Origin of the sequence: Lysinibacillus piscis (assembly GCF_026012395.1) — a bacterium.
Taxonomy (GTDB): domain Bacteria; phylum Bacillota; class Bacilli; order Bacillales_A; family Planococcaceae; genus Lysinibacillus; species Lysinibacillus piscis.
The window spans coordinates 85,553-105,046 of sequence record NZ_BRZA01000004.1; the positions used below are offsets into that span (position 1 = coordinate 85,553).

The following is a 19,494-nucleotide window of genomic DNA, read 5'->3' on the forward strand; positions in this document are numbered from 1 at the left end:
AAACAAAAAACATCCGTTCGTTTATTTAATTATAAACGAACGGATGAAAAATTCCATTTTTAAGCAACTATCTTTTGTCTATCCCTTTGAAGATTCAGACAATATGCATGTTTTTGAGTTACTTCATAATTGAATTATGCCATTTATCCACCCTATTCTTTCTATTTTAGATTTTCCCACCTACTCCCTTAAATTTATCTACAAAGGCAGAAATTTTCTGAAAAACAGTCTGCTTTTTTGTTAAATATTGAGGATTAAGAGGACTCATTTTAGGAAGAATTTCATTAAGTTCCGTTCCGTTTTCACTAGCGTATTCTCTTTTTAATGAATTAAAAATATATCTTTTTGCAGCCTCTTCATTAAGTTTTTCAGTATTAATCAACTCTTCTGCTTCACGTTTTTGTTCAGTTTGAGCAAATGAGAAGAAGGCATCAATAATACTTGCTTTATCTTGAATACTGTCTAAATCAGCCTGGTTGATAAAATCAACTACTAGGCTTTCTTTTGCACGGTTTCCTACGCTAGATCGAATTAAGCGACGAACCTCTTCAACCAATGTTGCTTTATCTTTTACTTTCTTGTTTTGTTCAAAAATAAGTTCAAGAATGTAATCTAAATTAATCTCTTGGGATTTTAAAAGATCTACTTCAAAGACAACATCATCCCAATCAATAGAAATACTTTCCTTTTCTTTTCCATTTCTTTCACGGCGGAGCCAATCACGAATATCATTATATGAAGAACGATAATCTTGAATAGCTCTTTCTTCTAACACCTGAATCTCTTGCATAACAGTAATATCTTCATCAGTAACATAGTGAGTAGATTTGAAATCTTCTAAAGCTTTAGAATCAGTAATATCTATTGCTTGCAAAGCTTTTAAACCTGAAAATTCATCATAGTTTTGCAGGATATTTTCAATACGCAAATATTCACCAAAGAGTTTCGCAAACTCTTTTTTTTCCTTTTCAGTAACAATATCATCAATATTAGTAAAATGTTCCTTTAAATCTTTTACTACATCTACGTATCCACGACGGGCTTCACCAGTTGCCACATCAGTGAATCCTTCCATATAATCCTTGTAGCTTTTCTCCAGCACCACATTTTTAGTGTTTTTATCTCCAAAAAGGGTAATGGCGTCTATGGTTGCTTGTTCTAAATCTCTAAAGGTAACAATATTTCCAAAGGTTTTGGTGGAATCATAAATACGATTTGTTCTAGAAAAAGCTTGCATTAAACCATGATACCTAAGATTTTTATCAACAAATAAAGTATTTAATGTAGGTGCATCAAAACCAGTTAAAAACATTCCAACAACAAGTAACAAATCAATCTCTTTGTCTTTTACTCGTTTAGCAAGGTCACGATAATAATTTTGAAACTCTTTACTTTCTACGCCATAGTTGGTTTTAAACATCGCATTGTAATCTTTGATGGCTGAACTTAAAAACTCCTTTGCACTACTATCCATTGCTGAAGGTTCAAAAGTTTCATCAAGAATTTCACCTATCGCAGTTTGCTCTTCATTAGCAGCAAAGGAGAAGATTGTAGCAATCTTAAGGGGGTTATTGCTTCCTTGCTGTAATTTATTTAATGATTCATAGTAGAGTTTGGCTGCATCGACACTGCTCACAGCAAACATGGCATTAAATCCTTTTCCATTCGCGTTTAGACGATGAGTTTTTACTCTGAAATTATTAAGAATATATTGAGAAATTTCTTTGATGCGTTCAGGATGTAGTAGTGCTTCTTTATTTTCTGCTGCCGATAGCTTTTTCTCGTCCTGTTCTTTTTCAATACTTTTGAACTTAGGGCGGACATCATTATAATCTACTTTGAATTTTAAAACTTTTTCATCTCTAATAGCATCCGTAATTACATAAGAGTGTAACTCTTTACCAAAGATAGAAGCTGTTGTTTCAGAACCTAATGCATTTTCAGGGAAAATAGGCGTACCTGTAAATCCAAACTGATAAAACTTCTTAAACTTTTTATTGATATTTTTTTGCGCTTCACCAAATTGTGAACGGTGGGCTTCATCAAAAATAAATACTACTTGCTTATTATATATAGGTAACTCTGTTTCGCTTTTAATTAGGTTATTGAGTTTTTGAATCGTCGTCACAATAATTTTATTATCATCTTTGTCAATGTTACGCTTTAATCCTGCGGTACTTTCTGAACCATTAACACTATCAGGAGAAAAACGCTGATACTCTTTCATCGTCTGAAAATCTAGGTCTTTCCTATCTACAACAAAAAATACTTTATCTATAAATTTCAGTTCAGTAGCTAAACGAGCTGTTTTAAAACTCGTAAGCGTTTTCCCCGAACCTGTTGTATGCCAAATATATCCACCACTTTCAGTAGTTCTCCAATTTTTGGCTAAGTATGAACTTTCAATTTTCCATAAAATCCTTTCCGTGGCAGCAATTTGATAAGGACGCATAATCAGCAGGTTATCATTCACATCAAAAACAGAGTATTTCAGTAGTACATTCAATAAAGTGTTTTTCTGCAAAAATGTAGCCGTGAAATCTTTTAGATCTTTTATCAGAGTATTATCCGATTTTGCCCAATTCATAGTAAAATCAAAACTGTTTTTATCACGTTTAGTCGTATTAGCAAAATAACGGCTATCTGTCCCATTAGAAATCACGAAAACCTGTAAATATTTAAACAGAGAGTTTTCTGAATTAAAGCTCTCTTTACTATATCGGTGAACCTGATTAAAGGCTTCACGAATGGCAATTCCACGCTTTTTAAGCTCTATTTGTACTAAAGGTAAGCCATTGACTAAAATGGTAACATCGTATCTATTGGCTTGCATTCCTTTTTGTTCAAATTGAGAAATTACTTGCACTTTATTGTTGGCAATATTCTTTTTGTCTACTAGGTAAATGTTTTGAATGCGCCCATCATCAAAAACAAAGTCATAAATATAATCGTTATGAATTTTACGGGTTTTATCAATTTGGTTATCACTGGGTTTATCTAAAAACTGCTCACAAAATCTAATCCATTCAGTTTCTGAAAATTGCACATTATTAAGATTTTGCAGCTGCATACGAACATTTGCAAATATTTTTTCAGAAGTAGTTAAATTTGGTAGATATTCATAACCTTGATTTACTAAATCTTGAATGAGTTCTCGTTCTAAATCAGCTTCTGTTTGATAACCAGCTCCTTGCTGATCTATTTTGGTATATTTATCTAAAATTATAAAGTTGTTTGATTCTATGATGGGTTTGAAATCGCTCATTAATTTCCCCCCTTAATTAATTTTATTAAACCTATATATTTCATTAATTTCACTAATAAGGTGTTTTAAAACATTTTTTTCATCATTTGTTAGATTAACAATTTCCTCAGCTGAATGCTTTGAATGACTGGATAAGTTTATAATCCTATTTTTATATGCAACACTACTTCCTCTAACAGGCGATAACAAATCTTTCCAATGAGAATAACCTAAGAAAGTGGAAGTTTTCTCTAAAACATTTCGAAGAAAGTTAAAATGATATTTATATATTTGCTCAGATTCAATAGCTTTTTCGATTTCATTTATAAGAAAAAGATGATAAGAAAACGGCGAATCATTAGGCTGATCTATTAGTTCATAAGTACCCTCTTCTTTCTTTTCTAATCTATGCTTTTTAAAATGTTTGTTGTTGTTGTAACCTGTGCTTTTATTAGAATTGCTAAATTCATTACACAGCACATTATAAAAAAGAGGGTTATGTGTTGTTATTATAAATTTAAGGTCTGATTCATTAGATTTTATTAACTCTGCTAAATTTACTGCTAATTCAATCAAGTGGTTATCATCTAATGAACTTATAGGATCATCTATAAATACATACTCCAGCTGATCAAACTGATTTGTTTCTCTATCACTTTGTTCGGCTACGTTTAATACATCAATAACTTGTTCAAGTAGAGAATAAAAAACACACCATACAAAGTTACTCTCTTCTCCTTTTGAAATTTTAATATTATCTGAACGCTCATCATTACCACGCTCATACGAAAAAGTTATTTCTGTAAAAGCCCCTACTGTTACGTTATTCCCACCCTTATCTTTAATAGTATATTCTTCATTAAAATGTGGCGTTAATTTTTCGTCAGTATAATGTTGAAAATTAGAAATAATATTTCTATCTTGTCCTTGCTCTTCAAAAATCCATTTTGTAAATGAGTTGGGATGGATTTTAAGTTTTGGTTCAGCATCATTTTCTAAATCATTATCCCAATAAAATAAATCTTCTGTAAAAGCATTATAATAAAGTATTTTTTTACCGATTATTTCTGATTCCTCTAATTCCGTATCATCATCTACTTTTGGTATCACTAATAATTTAAACTCCCGTGAAAGCCTAGTTTTACCAGTTCCATTAAAAGCATAAATAAGTTGAACTTTTTTATTATTATCTTTTAACTGTTGTGCGATATCAATTAATGAAACACTCATACTACTCCTCTACCCCCTCTTTTAGAAAGCTTAGAAGAATATTACGGTAATATTCGTATTGCTTTTGACGCAACTCTATTTCACGTAGTAATCCCTCGGTAATTGAAGATGTCAAAGCGTCAAATTTGTCGAGGATAGAGACGATACGTTCTTGTTCCGCAAGTGAAGGAAACGGTAATAGCAAGCTTTCAAAAGTTGCAAGGTTGATATTTTCTTGTGCACTACCAGTGCTTTTTGATTGCAGTTTCGATTTATACGAAGTCAAAAGATATTCAACATAGCTTGAACTTGTTTTTTGAGGATTAGCAACAAAACCTATAACACTATCTGGAAAGCATGCATCAAAACCAAGAATTGCAGTTTCAGCAATATTTGCAGCTATCGTTATGCAAAGTGTCCCTTTTGTCCATAACTTACTTTGCTCCAGTCCAAATTTACTATATGTTTGTGTAAATTCTCTAATGATATGTGGAGCATTGCGTATATCTCCTGTTTGAATGAATGGAATGTTTCCACCATATAACTTAGAGTCATTTCTTGGACGGTGTTTTGATTTCCCACGTCCAAATTCAAGAGCAACTTCCCTCAACGTTCTCCACTTAACTTCTCCCTCTTCAAAAGTCAATAACTTATCACGATAATATTCATATTGCTTTTTATGGGCTACAAGCTCTGCTGTAAGCTCTGTTATAAGCTCTGTTGTAAGCTCTGTGAAAGCGTCCAAAATACGGACGATTTCTTCTTGTACTTTTAGAGGTGGGATAGGAATTTGGATTTTAGCTACCTGATTACTCATTAACTTAGGATTACCCATACCAGAATAAACATGTTTTTTTGCTTCAATTGAGAGCCAATAAAATAAATATCTATAATTCAATTCTTTGGTGTTATTTATTTTTATTAATCCACAAACATTTGTAATTGAAAACTTTCCTGTTCTATAGAAAACTGTCCCTGCATTAGCACCATCAGTTGTCCAGGTAATAAACTCACCTTCAAAGTCATAGGTATTTACTTTTCCAATTTCACCATTTTTTTTTGTTTGAGAACTGTATACTGGGTAATCTCCAGCGTTCTCCTCTAAATATGCTTTTGACATTACACGCCCACGCATTAATTCGGCAACTTTTTTTTCTCCCTGAGATAATGTCTTCCACTCAACTTCGACTCCCTTAAGAAGTTTCTCCACATAATTTGACTTAATCATGATTCAATCACCTCAATAATGTCAGCGATTTCTGTACGAAGTTTGTCTATCTTTGCTACATTCGTTTTTATTTCTGTATTCAGCTCATTAATATCAATGATTTCCCTTATGTCTTTTGCTTTCACATAGGAGCTCACAGATAGGTTGTAATCATTTTGAACGATAGCATCATAATCAACGGAATTTGCAACATAATCAATATCCACTTTACTATCAAATATTCCCATTATTCGCTCGATATGTTCATCTGTAAGTATGTTATTATTCGTTTCCTTTTTATAGAAATCCACTCCACTCGCATCAATAAATTGAGTTATATTATCTGTTTTACGCTTAGAAAGAACCAAGATATTAACCGCTATTGAAGTGCCATAAAAAAGGTTTGGTGCTAATGAAATAATTGTTTCAACAAAGTTATTATCAATCAGATACTTTCTAATTTTTTTCTCTGCACCACCACGGTAAAAAATACCGGGGAAACAAACTATAGCAGCACGACCTTTACTTGAAAGGTAACTAAGCGTATGAAGTACAAAGGCAAAATCGGCTTTAGATTTTGGGGCTAATACGCCTGCTGGAGCAAATCTTTCATCATTAATAAGTATTGGGTCATCACTACCAAGCCAATTTACAGAATAAGGTGGATTAGATACAATAGCATCAAAAGGTTTTTCATCACCAAAGTGAGGGTCTAATAGCGTATTTCCTAAAGCAATATTAAACTTATCATAGTTTATATTGTGTAAAAACATATTCATACGAGCAAGGTTATAAGTTGTATGGTTAATCTCCTGTCCATAAAAACCATCTTCGATAATATGATCATCAAACTGTTTTTTTGCTTGTAATAGCAATGAACCTGAACCGGCTGCAGGGTCATAAATCTTATTAATGGTTGTTTGCTTGTGGATTGCTAATTGGGCAATAAGCTTAGACACACTCTGCGGTGTAAAAAATTCTCCTCCAGATTTACCAGCATTGGCAGCATAATTAGAGATTAAAAACTCATAGGCATCACCAAAAAGGTCAATTTGACTATCTTCAAAATCACCGAAACTAAGCCCTTCAACGCCTTTAATTACAGCAGCTAAACGACTGTTTTTATCTTTCACTGTATTTCCCAATCTATTGCTTGTTGTGTCAAAATCAGCGAATAATCCTTTAATATCTAGCTCGGATGGATAACCATTTGCTGAACTTTCAATAGCAGAAAATATAGCAGCTAAATCTGTATTCAAGCTTTCGTTTGTGTTGGCGGTTTTCGCAATATTAGCAAACAGCTGACTCGGATATATGAAATAACCTTTTGTTTTAATGGCATCCTCTTTGATTTCATTTGTTATAATATCATCAGGAAGGTCTGCATAATTAACACTTTCGTCTCCCGCTTCAATAAAACTAGAAAAGTTCTCACTTATGAAACGATAAAAAAGCGTTCCTAAAACATATTGTTTAAAATCCCATCCATCTACTGAGCCTCGGACATCATTAGCTATTTTCCAGATTTGAGATTGTAACTCAGCACGTTGTGCTTTACTTGACATTTGTATTCCTCCAATTTTTTCTTTTTATCCTCAAAGCTTTTAGGCGATTCCTCTTTAGTAAAACGTCTCATTTACCTAATACCTTTTTCCTTTTGATAATCATTTCTGCTTTGATTAAACTTGGATCTTCTGCACCTAAAGTCTTTGAGAGAGATGTATACAATGCTTCCGCTTCTTTTATTTCATTTAAAGAGATATGTTGATACAGACAATCTAATTGAGATTGGATTTCTCTATTTTTTGATGCTGCATTCATATACTCTTCTAAAATTAAATTAGAGTCTTTACCAAACGTAGTATCAATGGCATTCACCGAAAATTCATTTGTATTCAATACATCATTAATTACATAGATATTGGCATTCTTTATTTCACCTAATACCTGAGGCGAGTGTGTAGAAATAATAAATTGAATATTAGGGAACACATTTTCTAATTTTTTAATAATCTCTCTTTGCCACGATGGATGTAAATGTAGTTCGATTTCATCAATTAATACAATCCCTTCCCCATTCAACGGATTAGCTAAATGTGGATTAGCCAAAGCCAGCCTTCTTGCTAAATCCCCTATCATGGCTAAAGTGCATTTTTCTCCATCTGATAGTTGGTTAATTTCTAGCCTCTGACCATGCTTTGAAATCACCATCCGCATTTTACCTTTTCGCATAATTCTTAAATCAGTAAAATCCGTCATAATGCCGTAGACAGCTCTTCTCACCGCTTCAAGCTGTTCATCCCTATACGCAAGATTGGATTCGAGTTTTTCCTCATTTTCCAAATCCTCTTGATCCCTAAACCATTCAAAAAAAGTTCTGAAATCGGTACTGCTTTCAAAGCAATTTAGATAGGAAGAAAATTGATCAAATTCATGTCTATTTTTTATTCTGGAGGGCACACCAATTACATTTCTATAGGCAGAATAAAAAACAGTCACTGGTAAATTAACATGTATATTACGCTCTATATTTTCATGGATTGACGAAACAATGTTCATGAAATTAGATCCCTTAGTAGAGGAAGGACTTTTACTTTGAGCTGTCTTAGACCTATTTTTCACAATTTTTATTGTGCCATAATCATTTTCATGCTCTACCAAAGTAGTAATCACATATCTTTGCTTATCATTTTTTATATCCGTCTCTTTCAGCTCCACCTTTTTAGAGACACTATATGAAACTTTATCCACCATGACTGATAGAGAGGTAACTGCTGCATTGATGATAGATGATTTCCCCGCACCATTAGCACCTACTATAACAGCACTTTTACCATTCAAATTTAATGTTAAATCTTCGGAGCCTCTAAAGTTCTCAAGATACATTTCATTTATTTTCATTTTTAAATTCACCTCTAGCGAAAGGACATTTTTATAATAAGCTACACTAATTGTACACATATTCGTTACTCACAATATAACGTAAAGTCCTTTTCTTTTCTATTGAGATTATACCTCTGATTTAATATACAACATCTACATCCATTCTTTCACCAACCTATAATCTCTCGCCAGTTCTTCATTTATCACAATTACATGACTTCCCCAAATTTTACGATGGTATAGTAAATGTTTTGAAAAGGCATCTTGAAGTGGTGGCAGCCATTCCATTCGATGCCCTTTAATGATTAAAATAAATTTAAACACGGCTTTTTCTTTATTCATCTCTAAAAAATTGGTAGGGATTGCCTCATCATGATATCTGCGCAAAATAGCCGTTAAAAACATATTGAAGGCGTGAACAAATTTATCCGATACATCCTTTATAAAGGTATCAAATTTTTCTTGATTGTCCTTTGTGGGCTGTGGAGAACTTGATTTCGCTTCAATAAAAGCAAATTCCTGTTCCTTTAATGACACCACAAATTCAACTGATTTAATGCCCTCACCAATTGCAGTATGCAGCTGAGAATTTTCAATAGGAAAAATTTGCTCTTCTTCAAATTCAAATAACATGTTCGATTCTCTGACCTGTATCATGATTCCATCTCCATCTTGACTTCATCTTTATAGAGCTGAATAAATGTATCTCGAATTGTATTTCTCTCTAAATTTTTGAATTTTTCATTGCTTTCACATTTTACACCACGCTCTGTTTTATAGAGCGAATGAAATTTAACTGTGCCTTCCGTCTGTGCTTTGATATCAAAATATTTACATAATGTATAATCATGTGTGGAGATAAAGATTTGTACGCCACCGTTTTGTAATTCTAATAGCATATCTACAAGTAGCGGAATATGCACTGGATTGATATTTGCCTCAGGCTCGTCCCAAAATAAAATCGATCCTTTTTCTAGGGTTCCGTTCTTCATTAATTGCCAAAGTAAAGCAATTTTGCGAATCCCCTCAGCCACCAAATTAAATTCTACTTTCGAGTGACCATATTTTAAATAAAACTTATCTTTTGGCACATCAAAGAAAACTTTGCCTTCGATAATTTTTTCAAGTCTTTCAAGATGTTGCTTTTTATTCTGTGCATTCCGTCCAACGGAAATATCTACTTTGGCAGAATGAATAATATCAATATACGTATCATCGAAATCAACATTATTTTTTTCATTTGCCGAAATAATATTATACGAATTCGATAGAATTTCTTTTGCGGGAATAAAGGTGCTTTCGATGTTGCTTAATGCTCTTTCCCAGCTTTCCTCATTCCTTACTTCCGCATCCCATTTAGTTGTTCTCGTACTGAAGTTTATCGATAATGTTTTTGACAGTTCCTCTTTTTTTGCATAAATTTTCACACTTGAGCTAGTTGTCCCATGACTTTTATGAACGAGTCTACCAATTTTAAAATCATCTGGTCTAAACGTATTCACAATTTTTTGCGAAAAGGAAACTCTTGGATCTGCCGCCTTACAAGCAGAATAGATTAGCTTCATTAAATGTGTCTTCCCCGTACCATTGTCACCGATAAATAAATTAATTCCTTCACAAAATTCAAGATCTAACTGTTCAAAAACGGTAAAATTACTTAAATGAATTTTTTGAATAGCCATACTCACAACCCCTTTCATGCAATCACTTGCTATAGAAAAAACGCCAAACCTCTTATTTATAAAGAAGTTTGACGTTCATCAAAACTACCTTTTTAGAGACACTATATAAAATTTTATCGACCATAACTGATAACGATGTCACTATTACATTAATAATGGATGATTTCCCTGTACCATTTACACTAACTATTACAAGGTTCACCTCTATATCAAAGAATATTTTTATTTCAAATTACATACAAATTAATTATTCACAACACTTAAGGGTTTCATACAATTCGGAATTGGATACTATCAACATATGAGATATAACTTACATTTTTATTCTATATATAATACATATTATACTTACATATTCAATTTATTTATCCAAATATTCCTTTAGCGTTTTCCCATCTCTCGTTTTCCATTCAGTCAATCCATTAGCATGTCCACCTATAACAAAGGCAGCCGCATAGGAAGGACTGTTAAACAACACATCTTCTTGCAATATTCCTTGACTATCAATTTTGGCTTTGTTACGAGCTTTTTTAACACCACTAGGTATACTATCGGAATCCTCAACTTCAATTTTACTATCTTTAAGCACTACAAAACCTTCATTTGTCTGTTTACATGATGCCTCAATAGTTTGACCACTTTTTCTTATTTTTCTCTTCAAATATAGTAAAAATTCACCCTCATTATTTGAATCAGCCCACGAAAAAATGGGTTTTGGTTCATTTAAAGGTATAAAAATCTTATGCCCAAGTGTACCCATTATCACTTTAGAATGGTCTAAAAATTCCTCTAGTTCACTCTCTTTCTCCTCAGTAACATTACCCATCGTTGGATTATTCCCATTCTTAACGATATAGCGATTTATTTTCTTTGCAAGATCACAAAAACGACTCTCCAAATAACTTATCTCTGTTGGACCAAATGAATTATTAGATGTTGTAAACACTATGGCTTCTGTCCAATAGTCTTTATCCTGGTTACGTTTATGTTCTAATAAGCGATTAAGAATCCCCTCTCCATTTTTCCTTGCACCTGCTTGTCCTATATAAATTACATTTTCACCTGTCTCATCAGATATACCAAACAGAAAATAAACGCCACTTTGTTTAAGGTCTGCTCTTTCTTTACATTTATCTAATTCTGTATGTGGAATTTTATAAGCCACACCTGTCCAATTGGCGAGTGTACATTTCACTCGACCGTTTACTATACCATCCATAAGAAATAGATTTATATTTTTTCCTCGTTTAGCCATTATGGTAACCCCCTTAGGCAATAGGTATAAGAAAAGGGATATTGCCCAAGAGTTCAACTCCCGTTCAATATCCCTAACCTCGAAAATCGTTGATATACCGCCGTTTATAGGCTGGTAAAAAATGGAGACGGCGGGAGTCGAACCCGCGTCCAGAAACTCCAATACTTCAGCTTCTACGCGTGTAGTTTGCCTATTTGGGATTCACGTAACATTATGCCGACAAACAGGCGTCCTGTACGCTAACCTGGAAATCTCTTGCCGATGACTCAGGTGGTACCATCGACCGTATCCCACTGAAGTTGGGCCCCACGTTCTCTACATGGGCGATAGAGAGGCAGAGCGCTTAAGAGCTTACGCTGCGAAAGCTAAGTTTTGTTGTTTGCCAGTTATATATAACTGCCGTTGATGACGGAGCCGAGCCCTCCGACGCGCGACTAAAGCTTGAACCATCCCTGTCGAATCCGTAACGTCCCCTTGATAACGAGTCGAAACAATTAATTGCCTCGCTCATACAAAGAGCTAGAATAACTTCTAGTACGGTAGGCGCTTTACATACGCTCTTATTTAATCTGGCAATCCGTATCCATAATTATAAAACATTCCAAGCAATAATTCAAGTGTTCAACCAGTCTAGATATCGAAACGCGACCCATCACATTTCAATATCTATCCGTCTGCTTAGCACTTCTATCCGCCACTCTTATTACAATACTACTGATTTCTCGCCTTAAAAGCACGTTCCATTTCACGCTTAGCTTCCTTCTTGCGCATATCGTCACGTTTATCGTAATCTTTCTTCCCTTTACCTAAACCAATTAATAGTTTTGCATAGCCATCCTTTACATACATTTTTAACGGGATAATCGTATAACCATCACGTTTAACAGCGCCAACGAGCTCTCCAATTTGCTTTTTATGTAGCAATAATTTGCGTTCTCGTAATGGATCATGATTGTAGCGATTGCCTTGCTCAAAAGGGCTAATGTGCATGTTGATAATCCATGCCTCGCCATTACGGAGGCGCACATAGGAATCTTTGAGCTGCACTTTGCTGGCACGAACGGATTTGATTTCTGTACCTGTTAGGACCATGCCCGCTTCAATTGTTTCTTCAATAAAATAATCATGATTTGCTTTTTTATTTTGTGCTAAAACCTTCCCTGCTCCCTTTGCCATATGCTCACCTTCTATACACTAGGAGCGCACCAGCCTTGTACTGATGCGCAGCCTTATTTTATTTACGCTTTGATTTTTTCTTTTTGTTCTTTTTAGCAATGCCTTCATAAAATTTTTGCTTTTGTTTGACACGCTTACCTGTACCTGTACCACCACTTGCACCATCTTTGCGACGTCCACGTGGGTCACGGTCGTTATTATTGTCACTGCGGCGCTCGCCTCGTTTACCACGCTCTGGCTTCTCCTCAGTGCGACGTTTACTTCGGCTATCTTTCTTGTCATTATAATTTTTGCGTGCATGAATAACTGTCGGTGCTGCTTTGCGTGTGCGTCCATAAGATGTGACCATGCCCACGATTTCAAAGTCGATGGCAGATTCCTCTACAACGACATTTGTTAGACGTACGGTTACTTCATCACCAATGCGGAATTGACGGTTTGTATGCTCACCAATCATAATCATTTGACGATCATTGAACTGATAATAGTCATCCGTCATATTGCTAATATGGACAAGCCCCTCCACCGTATTTGGCAGCTCGACGAACATCCCAAAATTCGTAATGGAAGAGATAATACCCTCGAATTCTTCACCAATTTTATCGGACATATATTGTGCTTTTTTCAATGCATCTGTATCACGTTCTGCATCGACAGCTCGACGTTCACGCTCAGATGTATGATCTGCAATTTCGTCCATTGCCATGCTCCATTGTGCCACGGTTTCCTTCGATGTATCTTGGTTTATTAAATACGTACGAATTAAACGGTGGACAATTAAGTCAGGATAACGACGAATTGGTGATGTGAAGTGTGTATAAAAATCAGTCGATAAACCAAAGTGTCCTATGCTTTCAGGATAGTATTTAGCCTGTTGCATTGAGCGCAATAGCATGGTTGAAATGACAGGCTCCTCTGGTAGACCTTCAATCGCCTTTAATACATCCTGCAATGCTTTTGGATGTACTGTATTGCCTGTTCCTTTAATTAAAATACCAAAATTCGTGACAAATTCAAAGAAGCGTTGGAGTTTCTCTGGCTTTGGATCTTCGTGAATACGGTAAAGGAACGGTACATTCATCCAATGGAAATGCTCTGCTACTGTTTCATTGGCAATTAACATGAAATCTTCAATTAATTTCTCTGCCACTGTACGCTCACGTAGCTCAATATCTACTGGCCAGCCATCTTCATCGACTAAAACCTTCGATTCCTTGAAATCAAAGTCAATAGCACCTCGTAGCTCACGTTTATGACGTAAAATACCTGACAGCTCTGCCATTTGCTTAAACATTGGTACCAGTGGCTCATAGCGCGCAATTAATTCCTCGTCTTGCTCCTCTAAAATTTTATAAACATCCTTATACGTCATACGCTCGGTCGTTTTAATGACACTTTGGAAAATCTCATGTGCAATGACATTTCCCTGTGTATCAATAATCATTTCACATGACAGTGTTAAACGATCCACCTTTGGATTCAACGAGCAAATGCCGTTTGATAAGCGATGTGGAATCATCGGAATAACACGGTCTGTTAAGTAAACACTTGTCGCACGGTCATAGGCTTCCACATCGAGTACAGAGCCTTGTGTCACATAGTAGCTAACATCAGCGATATGCACACCTAGTTTATATGTGCCGTCAAGATTTTTCGTTACAGTAACAGCATCATCTAAATCTTTCGCATCTGCACCATCAATCGTGACAATCGTTTCGTGACGTAAATCACGACGACCTTCTAAATCAGCTGGTGCAATTTCATCTGGTACATTTTGTGCTGCTGCAATGACTTCATCTGGAAATTCAGGTGGAATATCATGCTTGTACAAAATAGATAAAATATCAACACCTGGATCATTTTTATGCCCTAAAATTTTCGTAATATAGCCTGTTGCAGATTTTAAATCCTCTGGCCATGTTGCAATTTCTACTACTACTTTATGTCCATCAACAGCGCCTAATGTATCACCCTTTGCGATGAAAATATCCATTGGTAGCTTTTTATCATCTAACACCACAAAGCCAAAGCCTCGATTTGCTTGGAATGTACCAACAAAAGTTGTTTGTCCACGCTCTACTACCTTTGTCACTGTGCCTTCTCGACGATCCCCGAATGATTCCTTCAATACACGAATTAATACCGTATCTCCATTAATCGCACCATTGACCTCATGTGGTGGGATAAAGACATCATCCATACCTTCTACATCAGGTGAAACGAAGCCAAAGCCTTTTGCATGCCCAATAAACTTACCACGCAATAAATTCATACGCTCAGGTAAGCCATAGCGATTGGAACGAGAGCGTACCACTAAGCCTTGCCCTTCCATTCGTACAAGTGTTTTGACAAGCTCTTTAAAGTCATCCGCTGCCTCTAATCCCAATGCGTCTTCTATTTCATCAACTGTTAACGGCTTATACTCCTCCGTGCTGAAAAAATCTAATAAACGACTTTGTAATACATCTTTCATATAAAAAATCCCTCCTTACTTTGTCCAATTTAATCCTTCTAAAAAGTGAAAAATATCTTCATGTAGCTGCTCTTTTTCTTGGTCTAACGTAATAACATGTTTTGAATGCTCATACCATTTAATTGTTTTTTCAAGTGATTCAGTTTCATTATAAATGATATTAGCAGATTCGATATCAATTACTTCATCATTTCTAGCCTGTACAACAAAAATCGGGCTATAAATCATATCAATTTCTTGACGTGTACGCTCGATAAATGCCCGTAATGCTGCTAAGGATGGCATACCTTGTTGTTGAATCGCCTGCAATTCAGCTTCTATTTCCTCGACTGGCTTACGTTGAAATGTTTTAAAATCTTTGGCATACTTCATAACACCTTCAAACATAATATCAGTCGTACGCATCGTCATCGGTGCACACATTGTCACAATCCCTTTGACAGGTTGCTGTAACGCTACATTCAATGCCATCACGCCACCCAAAGATAAACCTGCAACAGCAATTTCCTCGTAACCTGCTTGTTGTAATTGCTGATACGCCTCAATCACATCTTGCCACCAATCTTCTGGTCCTGTTGTAATTAAATTTTCTGGCTCAACGCCATGTCCTTTATAATGGGGTGCTAATGTAGTATACCCTTTTTTCTCTAAAAATCTTCCAAGCATACGCACATCAGCGGAACTTCCTGTAAAGCCGTGCAATAATAACACAGCTCGTGGTCCTACTTGAAAGAAAAATGGCTTCGGAAATGTTATTTTCATGGAAAAATTCCCCTTTTGTTATTAGATAAAATCAGCAGCTTTCACTACAATAGTGTACGCTTATTATTCACCATTATAGTGAAAAATGCTCATTTTGAAACGGTCAAATGAAGATAAAAGAAAACGCCCAACCAAGTAAGGTTAGGCGATAAATCGTCAACTATTAGATTTTTGTAATAGCGATTGTTAAGATGAAGAATACGATTGCTAACACAATTGTTGCACGATGAAGGATTAAATCCATACCACGTGCTTTTTGTTTTCCAAATAGTTGTTCAGCTCCACCCGAGATGGCGCCTGATAAACCTGCACTTTTACTAGCTTGAAGTAGCACAACAACGATTAATGCTAATGATACGATAATTAATGAAATCAATACAAATGTATGCATCCACTGCACCTCCCGAACTTTGAAACATCACAACAAATTTCATTATAACAAAAAAAGGTTTTCATGACAAATGTAGATTTTCTATATAATTAAACAAAATTCGACCGTACTCTATTATAATAAAACCAATACTACTTTGGAGGGGCTGCTTATGAAACAAATAAAATGGACATTTTTATTACTATTTTGCCTTACACCCCTGCTCGTTTCTTGCTCTGAAGCAATAGATAGTTATTTAGAAGAGGAGGAAGTAGCACCAACGACAAAAGAAGAAGTGAAAACACCTGATAGCAAAGCATTATCTGCTTCCTTCTCAGCAGATGAACTTTTTTCTACTACTTTGTTTAAAGATGATCCTGCCTTATTGCAATTTACACGAAAAGTTGAAAAGCAAATTGCGCAATTTAATAAAACATTTGACGTTACATATACTGGTAAATTAGAGTGGGAGCAATTCGAGCAGCAACTAAATGATATCAATAGTTTACTATCCTATGTTGACCCGTATACAGCAGGCTATTTCCTCAACTATGATTGGGAAGCTTGGGAGGATAAAGATGGCTATCTCGTTGAATTTCAAATTACTTATTTAACAGATGCCAAAAAAGAAAAGAAAGTAGATGCTTTTGTTCAAGCATTTGCCGAAGATTATATAACAGAGGATATGACTGATTTACAGAGAGCCAAAGCAGTAAACGATTATGTTGTACAGCTGGCTACTTACACAGAAGCTGGCTCTACAGAAGGACAAAGCGTGTATGAATTAATTAGCGAAGAAACAGCCGTTTGCCAAGCCTATGCCCTACTTGCTTATCGTTTATTTTTAGAAGCAGGTCTAAATGCTAACTATGTGTACGGCTATAGTGATGATGAATTACACGCATGGAATTTAGTAGAAGTCGATAATCATTGGTATCATGTGGACACTACTTGGAATGATATCGATCCTAGTGAGCCATATGCCATTACGTATGAATACTTTTTAGTCAATGATGAAACGTTAAGTAAAGACCATTTATGGAAAAAGGAAAATTATTTCGCTGCCACTAACAATGACTATGATTTTATACATGATATGTGGTACGCCGATACAGCCGATGATGTAATCTATTATAATAGCATTGCTGATAATATGCTTTATAGCTATGATTTGACAACACAGCAACGCACACAAATTTCTGAAACAGCTTGCTACTATTTAGCGGTTGAAGATGATGCAATTTATTGCAGTGATTATGATAATCTAGGTTATTTAACGAAAATTGCTATTTCAGATGGTGCAGAAGAGGTATTGATCGAAGAAGAGGTATTAAATCTTTACATCGTGGATGACATACTTTATTATGATACACTTGAAGAAGAGAACTTTGAGATAACTTTATAAACCCTTATAATCTATTAACACCATTTTAACAATAGCTTCATATATTTCCTTTATCCTTAGAATAGCTTTGATATTAAGGAGGAAATGTATGAGTTATTCAAAAAAATGGTGTTCATTATTATTAGCTGGTGCTGTTACATTATCATCGATTAGCATTGCACAGCCAAACGCACATGCTGCTGAAGTAAAAAAGCCTAAAAATGTTATTATGATGGTAATGGATGGAACTAGTAATAATGCGGTAACACTTGCTCGTTGGTATAAAGGTGAAAAATTAGCTATGGATGAAATTTTAACAGGCGCAGTGCGTACCTATTCCGCTGAATCTGCTATTACAGACTCCGCTCCTGCTGCTACTGCATTGGCAACTGGTAATAAATCCAATGATAAATTAGTGGGCGTATTACCAGAAGTGGTGAACTCACCAGGTTTACAACCAATTGATGCAAAAGATGCATTTAGACCTGTAGCAAATGTTTTAGAAGGTGCGAAACAGCAAGGTAAAGCAACAGGTATTATTGCTACTTCTGAAATTCAACATGCTACGCCAGCAGGTTTTTCTGCACACGCTACACATAGAAGCCATTATGATCATATTGCTGAGCAGCAAGTATACCAAAACATAGATGTTGTTTTAGGTGGTGGCTCTGATTCCTTAGTACCTGCTCCGACAAACGGTAATGCAGATGCTAGCTCTTCAGGCTTTAAACTTGGTTCAGTAAAAAATGCTCGTAAAGATGGCGAAAATTTAATTAGCATTTTAAAAAATAAAAATTATGATTTTGTGCAAACACGTGAAGAACTTTTGAGTAGCCAATCTTCAAAAATTTGGGGTAGCTTTGCACCTGGTGCACTTGCTTATGATTTCGATCGTGCAAAAACAAATCCGACTGAACCTACACTTGCTGAAATGACAGAAAAAGCGATTCAAACATTGGAAAAGGACCAAGATGGCTTCTTCTTATTTGTAGAAGGTAGTAAAGTAGACTGGGCAGCACATGCTAATGACACAATCGGTATAATTAGCGATATTTTATCATTTGATGATGCAGTGAAAAAAGCTGTAGATTTTGCAAAAGAAGATGGGAACACACTTGTTATTGCGATGACGGACCACGGGAATAGCGGTATTACAATGGGTAATCTCAATACATCTTCAACTTACTCAAGCATCCCTGTTTCTGCTTACATTGACCCATTGAAAAAAGCAACGATGACTATTGAAGGTGCGTTAGGTCAATTAAAAGAGGACCACTCTAACCTTGTTGAAGTAGCTGCATTATATGGCTTAGATCATTTAACAGAGGCGGAGCTAGCTACATTACAGGCATCTAAAAATGTTGGCAACGATATGGTGAAAATGTTAGCGAATCGCGCAAATATTGGTTATACAACAGGTGGACATACAGGGGACGATGTATTCCTTTACTCATATGGCCCTTCAAAGGTAACAGGACTGGTAGAAAACACAGATTTGGCACATGCAGCAGCACAATTTATGGGCTTTGATTTAAAGCGACTGACAGAAAATTTATATATACCTGCTACAAAAGCTTTTAGTGACAAAGGTTTCACAACAACGATCGATACAACTAATAAAGAGAATCCACAATTTGTCGCACAAAAAGGAGATACAACCATTAAAATTCCGGTCAATAAAAATATCGTGTACTTTGAGCAAAATTCAAAATCGACTACATTCAAAACATTTGATACTATTACTGTTTATAATGGCACTGAATTTTACGTATCAAAGCAGTTATTAGATGCAATCAAATAATATCTATCTGAACCCAAGCATATCAAAACATGCTTGGGTTTATTATTT

General features: G+C 35.3%; 14 protein-coding genes and 1 other RNA gene. 2 read left to right on the forward strand and 13 right to left on the reverse strand.

Annotation, left to right across the window (positions count from 1 at the left end; genetic code table 11):
* Positions 1 to 166: 166 nt before the first annotated feature.
* From OPF91_RS14830 to secG, 13 genes are all read right to left on the reverse strand, one after another.
* Positions 167 to 3,265, reverse strand: coding sequence for a type I restriction endonuclease subunit R (locus OPF91_RS14830; RefSeq protein ID WP_264989677.1), 3,099 nt, complete (start codon positions 3,263 to 3,265; stop codon positions 167 to 169).
* Positions 3,266 to 3,277: 12 nt separating this feature from the next.
* Positions 3,278 to 4,474, reverse strand: coding sequence for an AAA family ATPase (locus tag OPF91_RS14835; RefSeq protein ID WP_264989678.1), 1,197 nt, complete (start codon positions 4,472 to 4,474; stop codon positions 3,278 to 3,280).
* Between the two features lies 1 nt (position 4,475).
* Complete coding sequence (locus OPF91_RS14840) at positions 4,476 to 5,681, reverse strand: restriction endonuclease subunit S (RefSeq protein WP_264989679.1); 1,206 nt, start codon at positions 5,679 to 5,681, stop codon at positions 4,476 to 4,478.
* On the reverse strand, positions 5,678 to 7,225 hold the full coding sequence (locus OPF91_RS14845) for a type I restriction-modification system subunit M (RefSeq protein ID WP_264989680.1): 1,548 nt from the start codon (positions 7,223 to 7,225) through the stop codon (positions 5,678 to 5,680). The genes OPF91_RS14840 and OPF91_RS14845 overlap by 4 nt, the downstream gene beginning before the upstream one ends.
* Before the next feature lie 67 nt (positions 7,226 to 7,292).
* On the reverse strand, positions 7,293 to 8,561 hold the full coding sequence (locus OPF91_RS14850; protein ID WP_264989681.1) for an AAA family ATPase: 1,269 nt from the start codon (positions 8,559 to 8,561) through the stop codon (positions 7,293 to 7,295).
* Positions 8,562 to 8,696: 135 nt separating this feature from the next.
* Positions 8,697 to 9,200 (reverse strand): hypothetical protein, encoded by a 504-nt coding sequence (locus tag OPF91_RS14855; protein WP_264989683.1) that lies wholly within the window; start codon positions 9,198 to 9,200, stop codon positions 8,697 to 8,699.
* The gene (locus tag OPF91_RS14860) at positions 9,197 to 10,225 is read right to left on the reverse strand and encodes an AAA family ATPase (protein WP_264989685.1); all 1,029 of its coding nucleotides are present in this window, start codon (positions 10,223 to 10,225) and stop codon (positions 9,197 to 9,199) included. The genes OPF91_RS14855 and OPF91_RS14860 overlap by 4 nt, the downstream gene beginning before the upstream one ends.
* Positions 10,226 to 10,586: 361 nt before the next feature.
* Complete coding sequence (locus OPF91_RS14865; RefSeq protein ID WP_264989686.1) at positions 10,587 to 11,480, reverse strand: GIY-YIG nuclease family protein; 894 nt, start codon at positions 11,478 to 11,480, stop codon at positions 10,587 to 10,589.
* A 119-nt stretch (positions 11,481 to 11,599) separates the two neighbouring features.
* Positions 11,600 to 11,954: a transfer-messenger RNA gene (ssrA, locus tag OPF91_RS14870) on the reverse strand.
* Between the two features lie 237 nt (positions 11,955 to 12,191).
* Positions 12,192 to 12,656 (reverse strand): SsrA-binding protein SmpB, encoded by a 465-nt coding sequence (gene smpB / locus OPF91_RS14875; RefSeq protein ID WP_264989688.1) that lies wholly within the window; start codon positions 12,654 to 12,656, stop codon positions 12,192 to 12,194.
* Positions 12,657 to 12,714: 58 nt separating this feature from the next.
* Positions 12,715 to 15,129, reverse strand: coding sequence for a ribonuclease R (gene rnr, locus OPF91_RS14880; protein WP_264989689.1), 2,415 nt, complete (start codon positions 15,127 to 15,129; stop codon positions 12,715 to 12,717).
* Positions 15,130 to 15,144: 15 nt separating this feature from the next.
* On the reverse strand, positions 15,145 to 15,891 hold the full coding sequence (locus tag OPF91_RS14885) for an alpha/beta hydrolase (protein WP_264989690.1): 747 nt from the start codon (positions 15,889 to 15,891) through the stop codon (positions 15,145 to 15,147).
* Positions 15,892 to 16,054: 163 nt separating this feature from the next.
* Positions 16,055 to 16,282 (reverse strand): preprotein translocase subunit SecG, encoded by a 228-nt coding sequence (gene secG / locus OPF91_RS14890; protein ID WP_264989691.1) that lies wholly within the window; start codon positions 16,280 to 16,282, stop codon positions 16,055 to 16,057.
* Positions 16,283 to 16,433: 151 nt separating this feature from the next.
* Between secG and OPF91_RS14895 the strand changes: the two genes are divergently transcribed.
* Positions 16,434 to 17,666: a transglutaminase domain-containing protein gene (locus OPF91_RS14895; RefSeq protein WP_264989692.1), complete on the forward strand. Its 1,233-nt coding sequence runs from the start codon at positions 16,434 to 16,436 to the stop codon at positions 17,664 to 17,666.
* An 88-nt stretch (positions 17,667 to 17,754) separates the two neighbouring features.
* The gene (locus OPF91_RS14900) at positions 17,755 to 19,446 is read left to right on the forward strand and encodes an alkaline phosphatase (RefSeq protein WP_264989693.1); all 1,692 of its coding nucleotides are present in this window, start codon (positions 17,755 to 17,757) and stop codon (positions 19,444 to 19,446) included.
* Positions 19,447 to 19,494 lie beyond the last annotated feature (48 nt).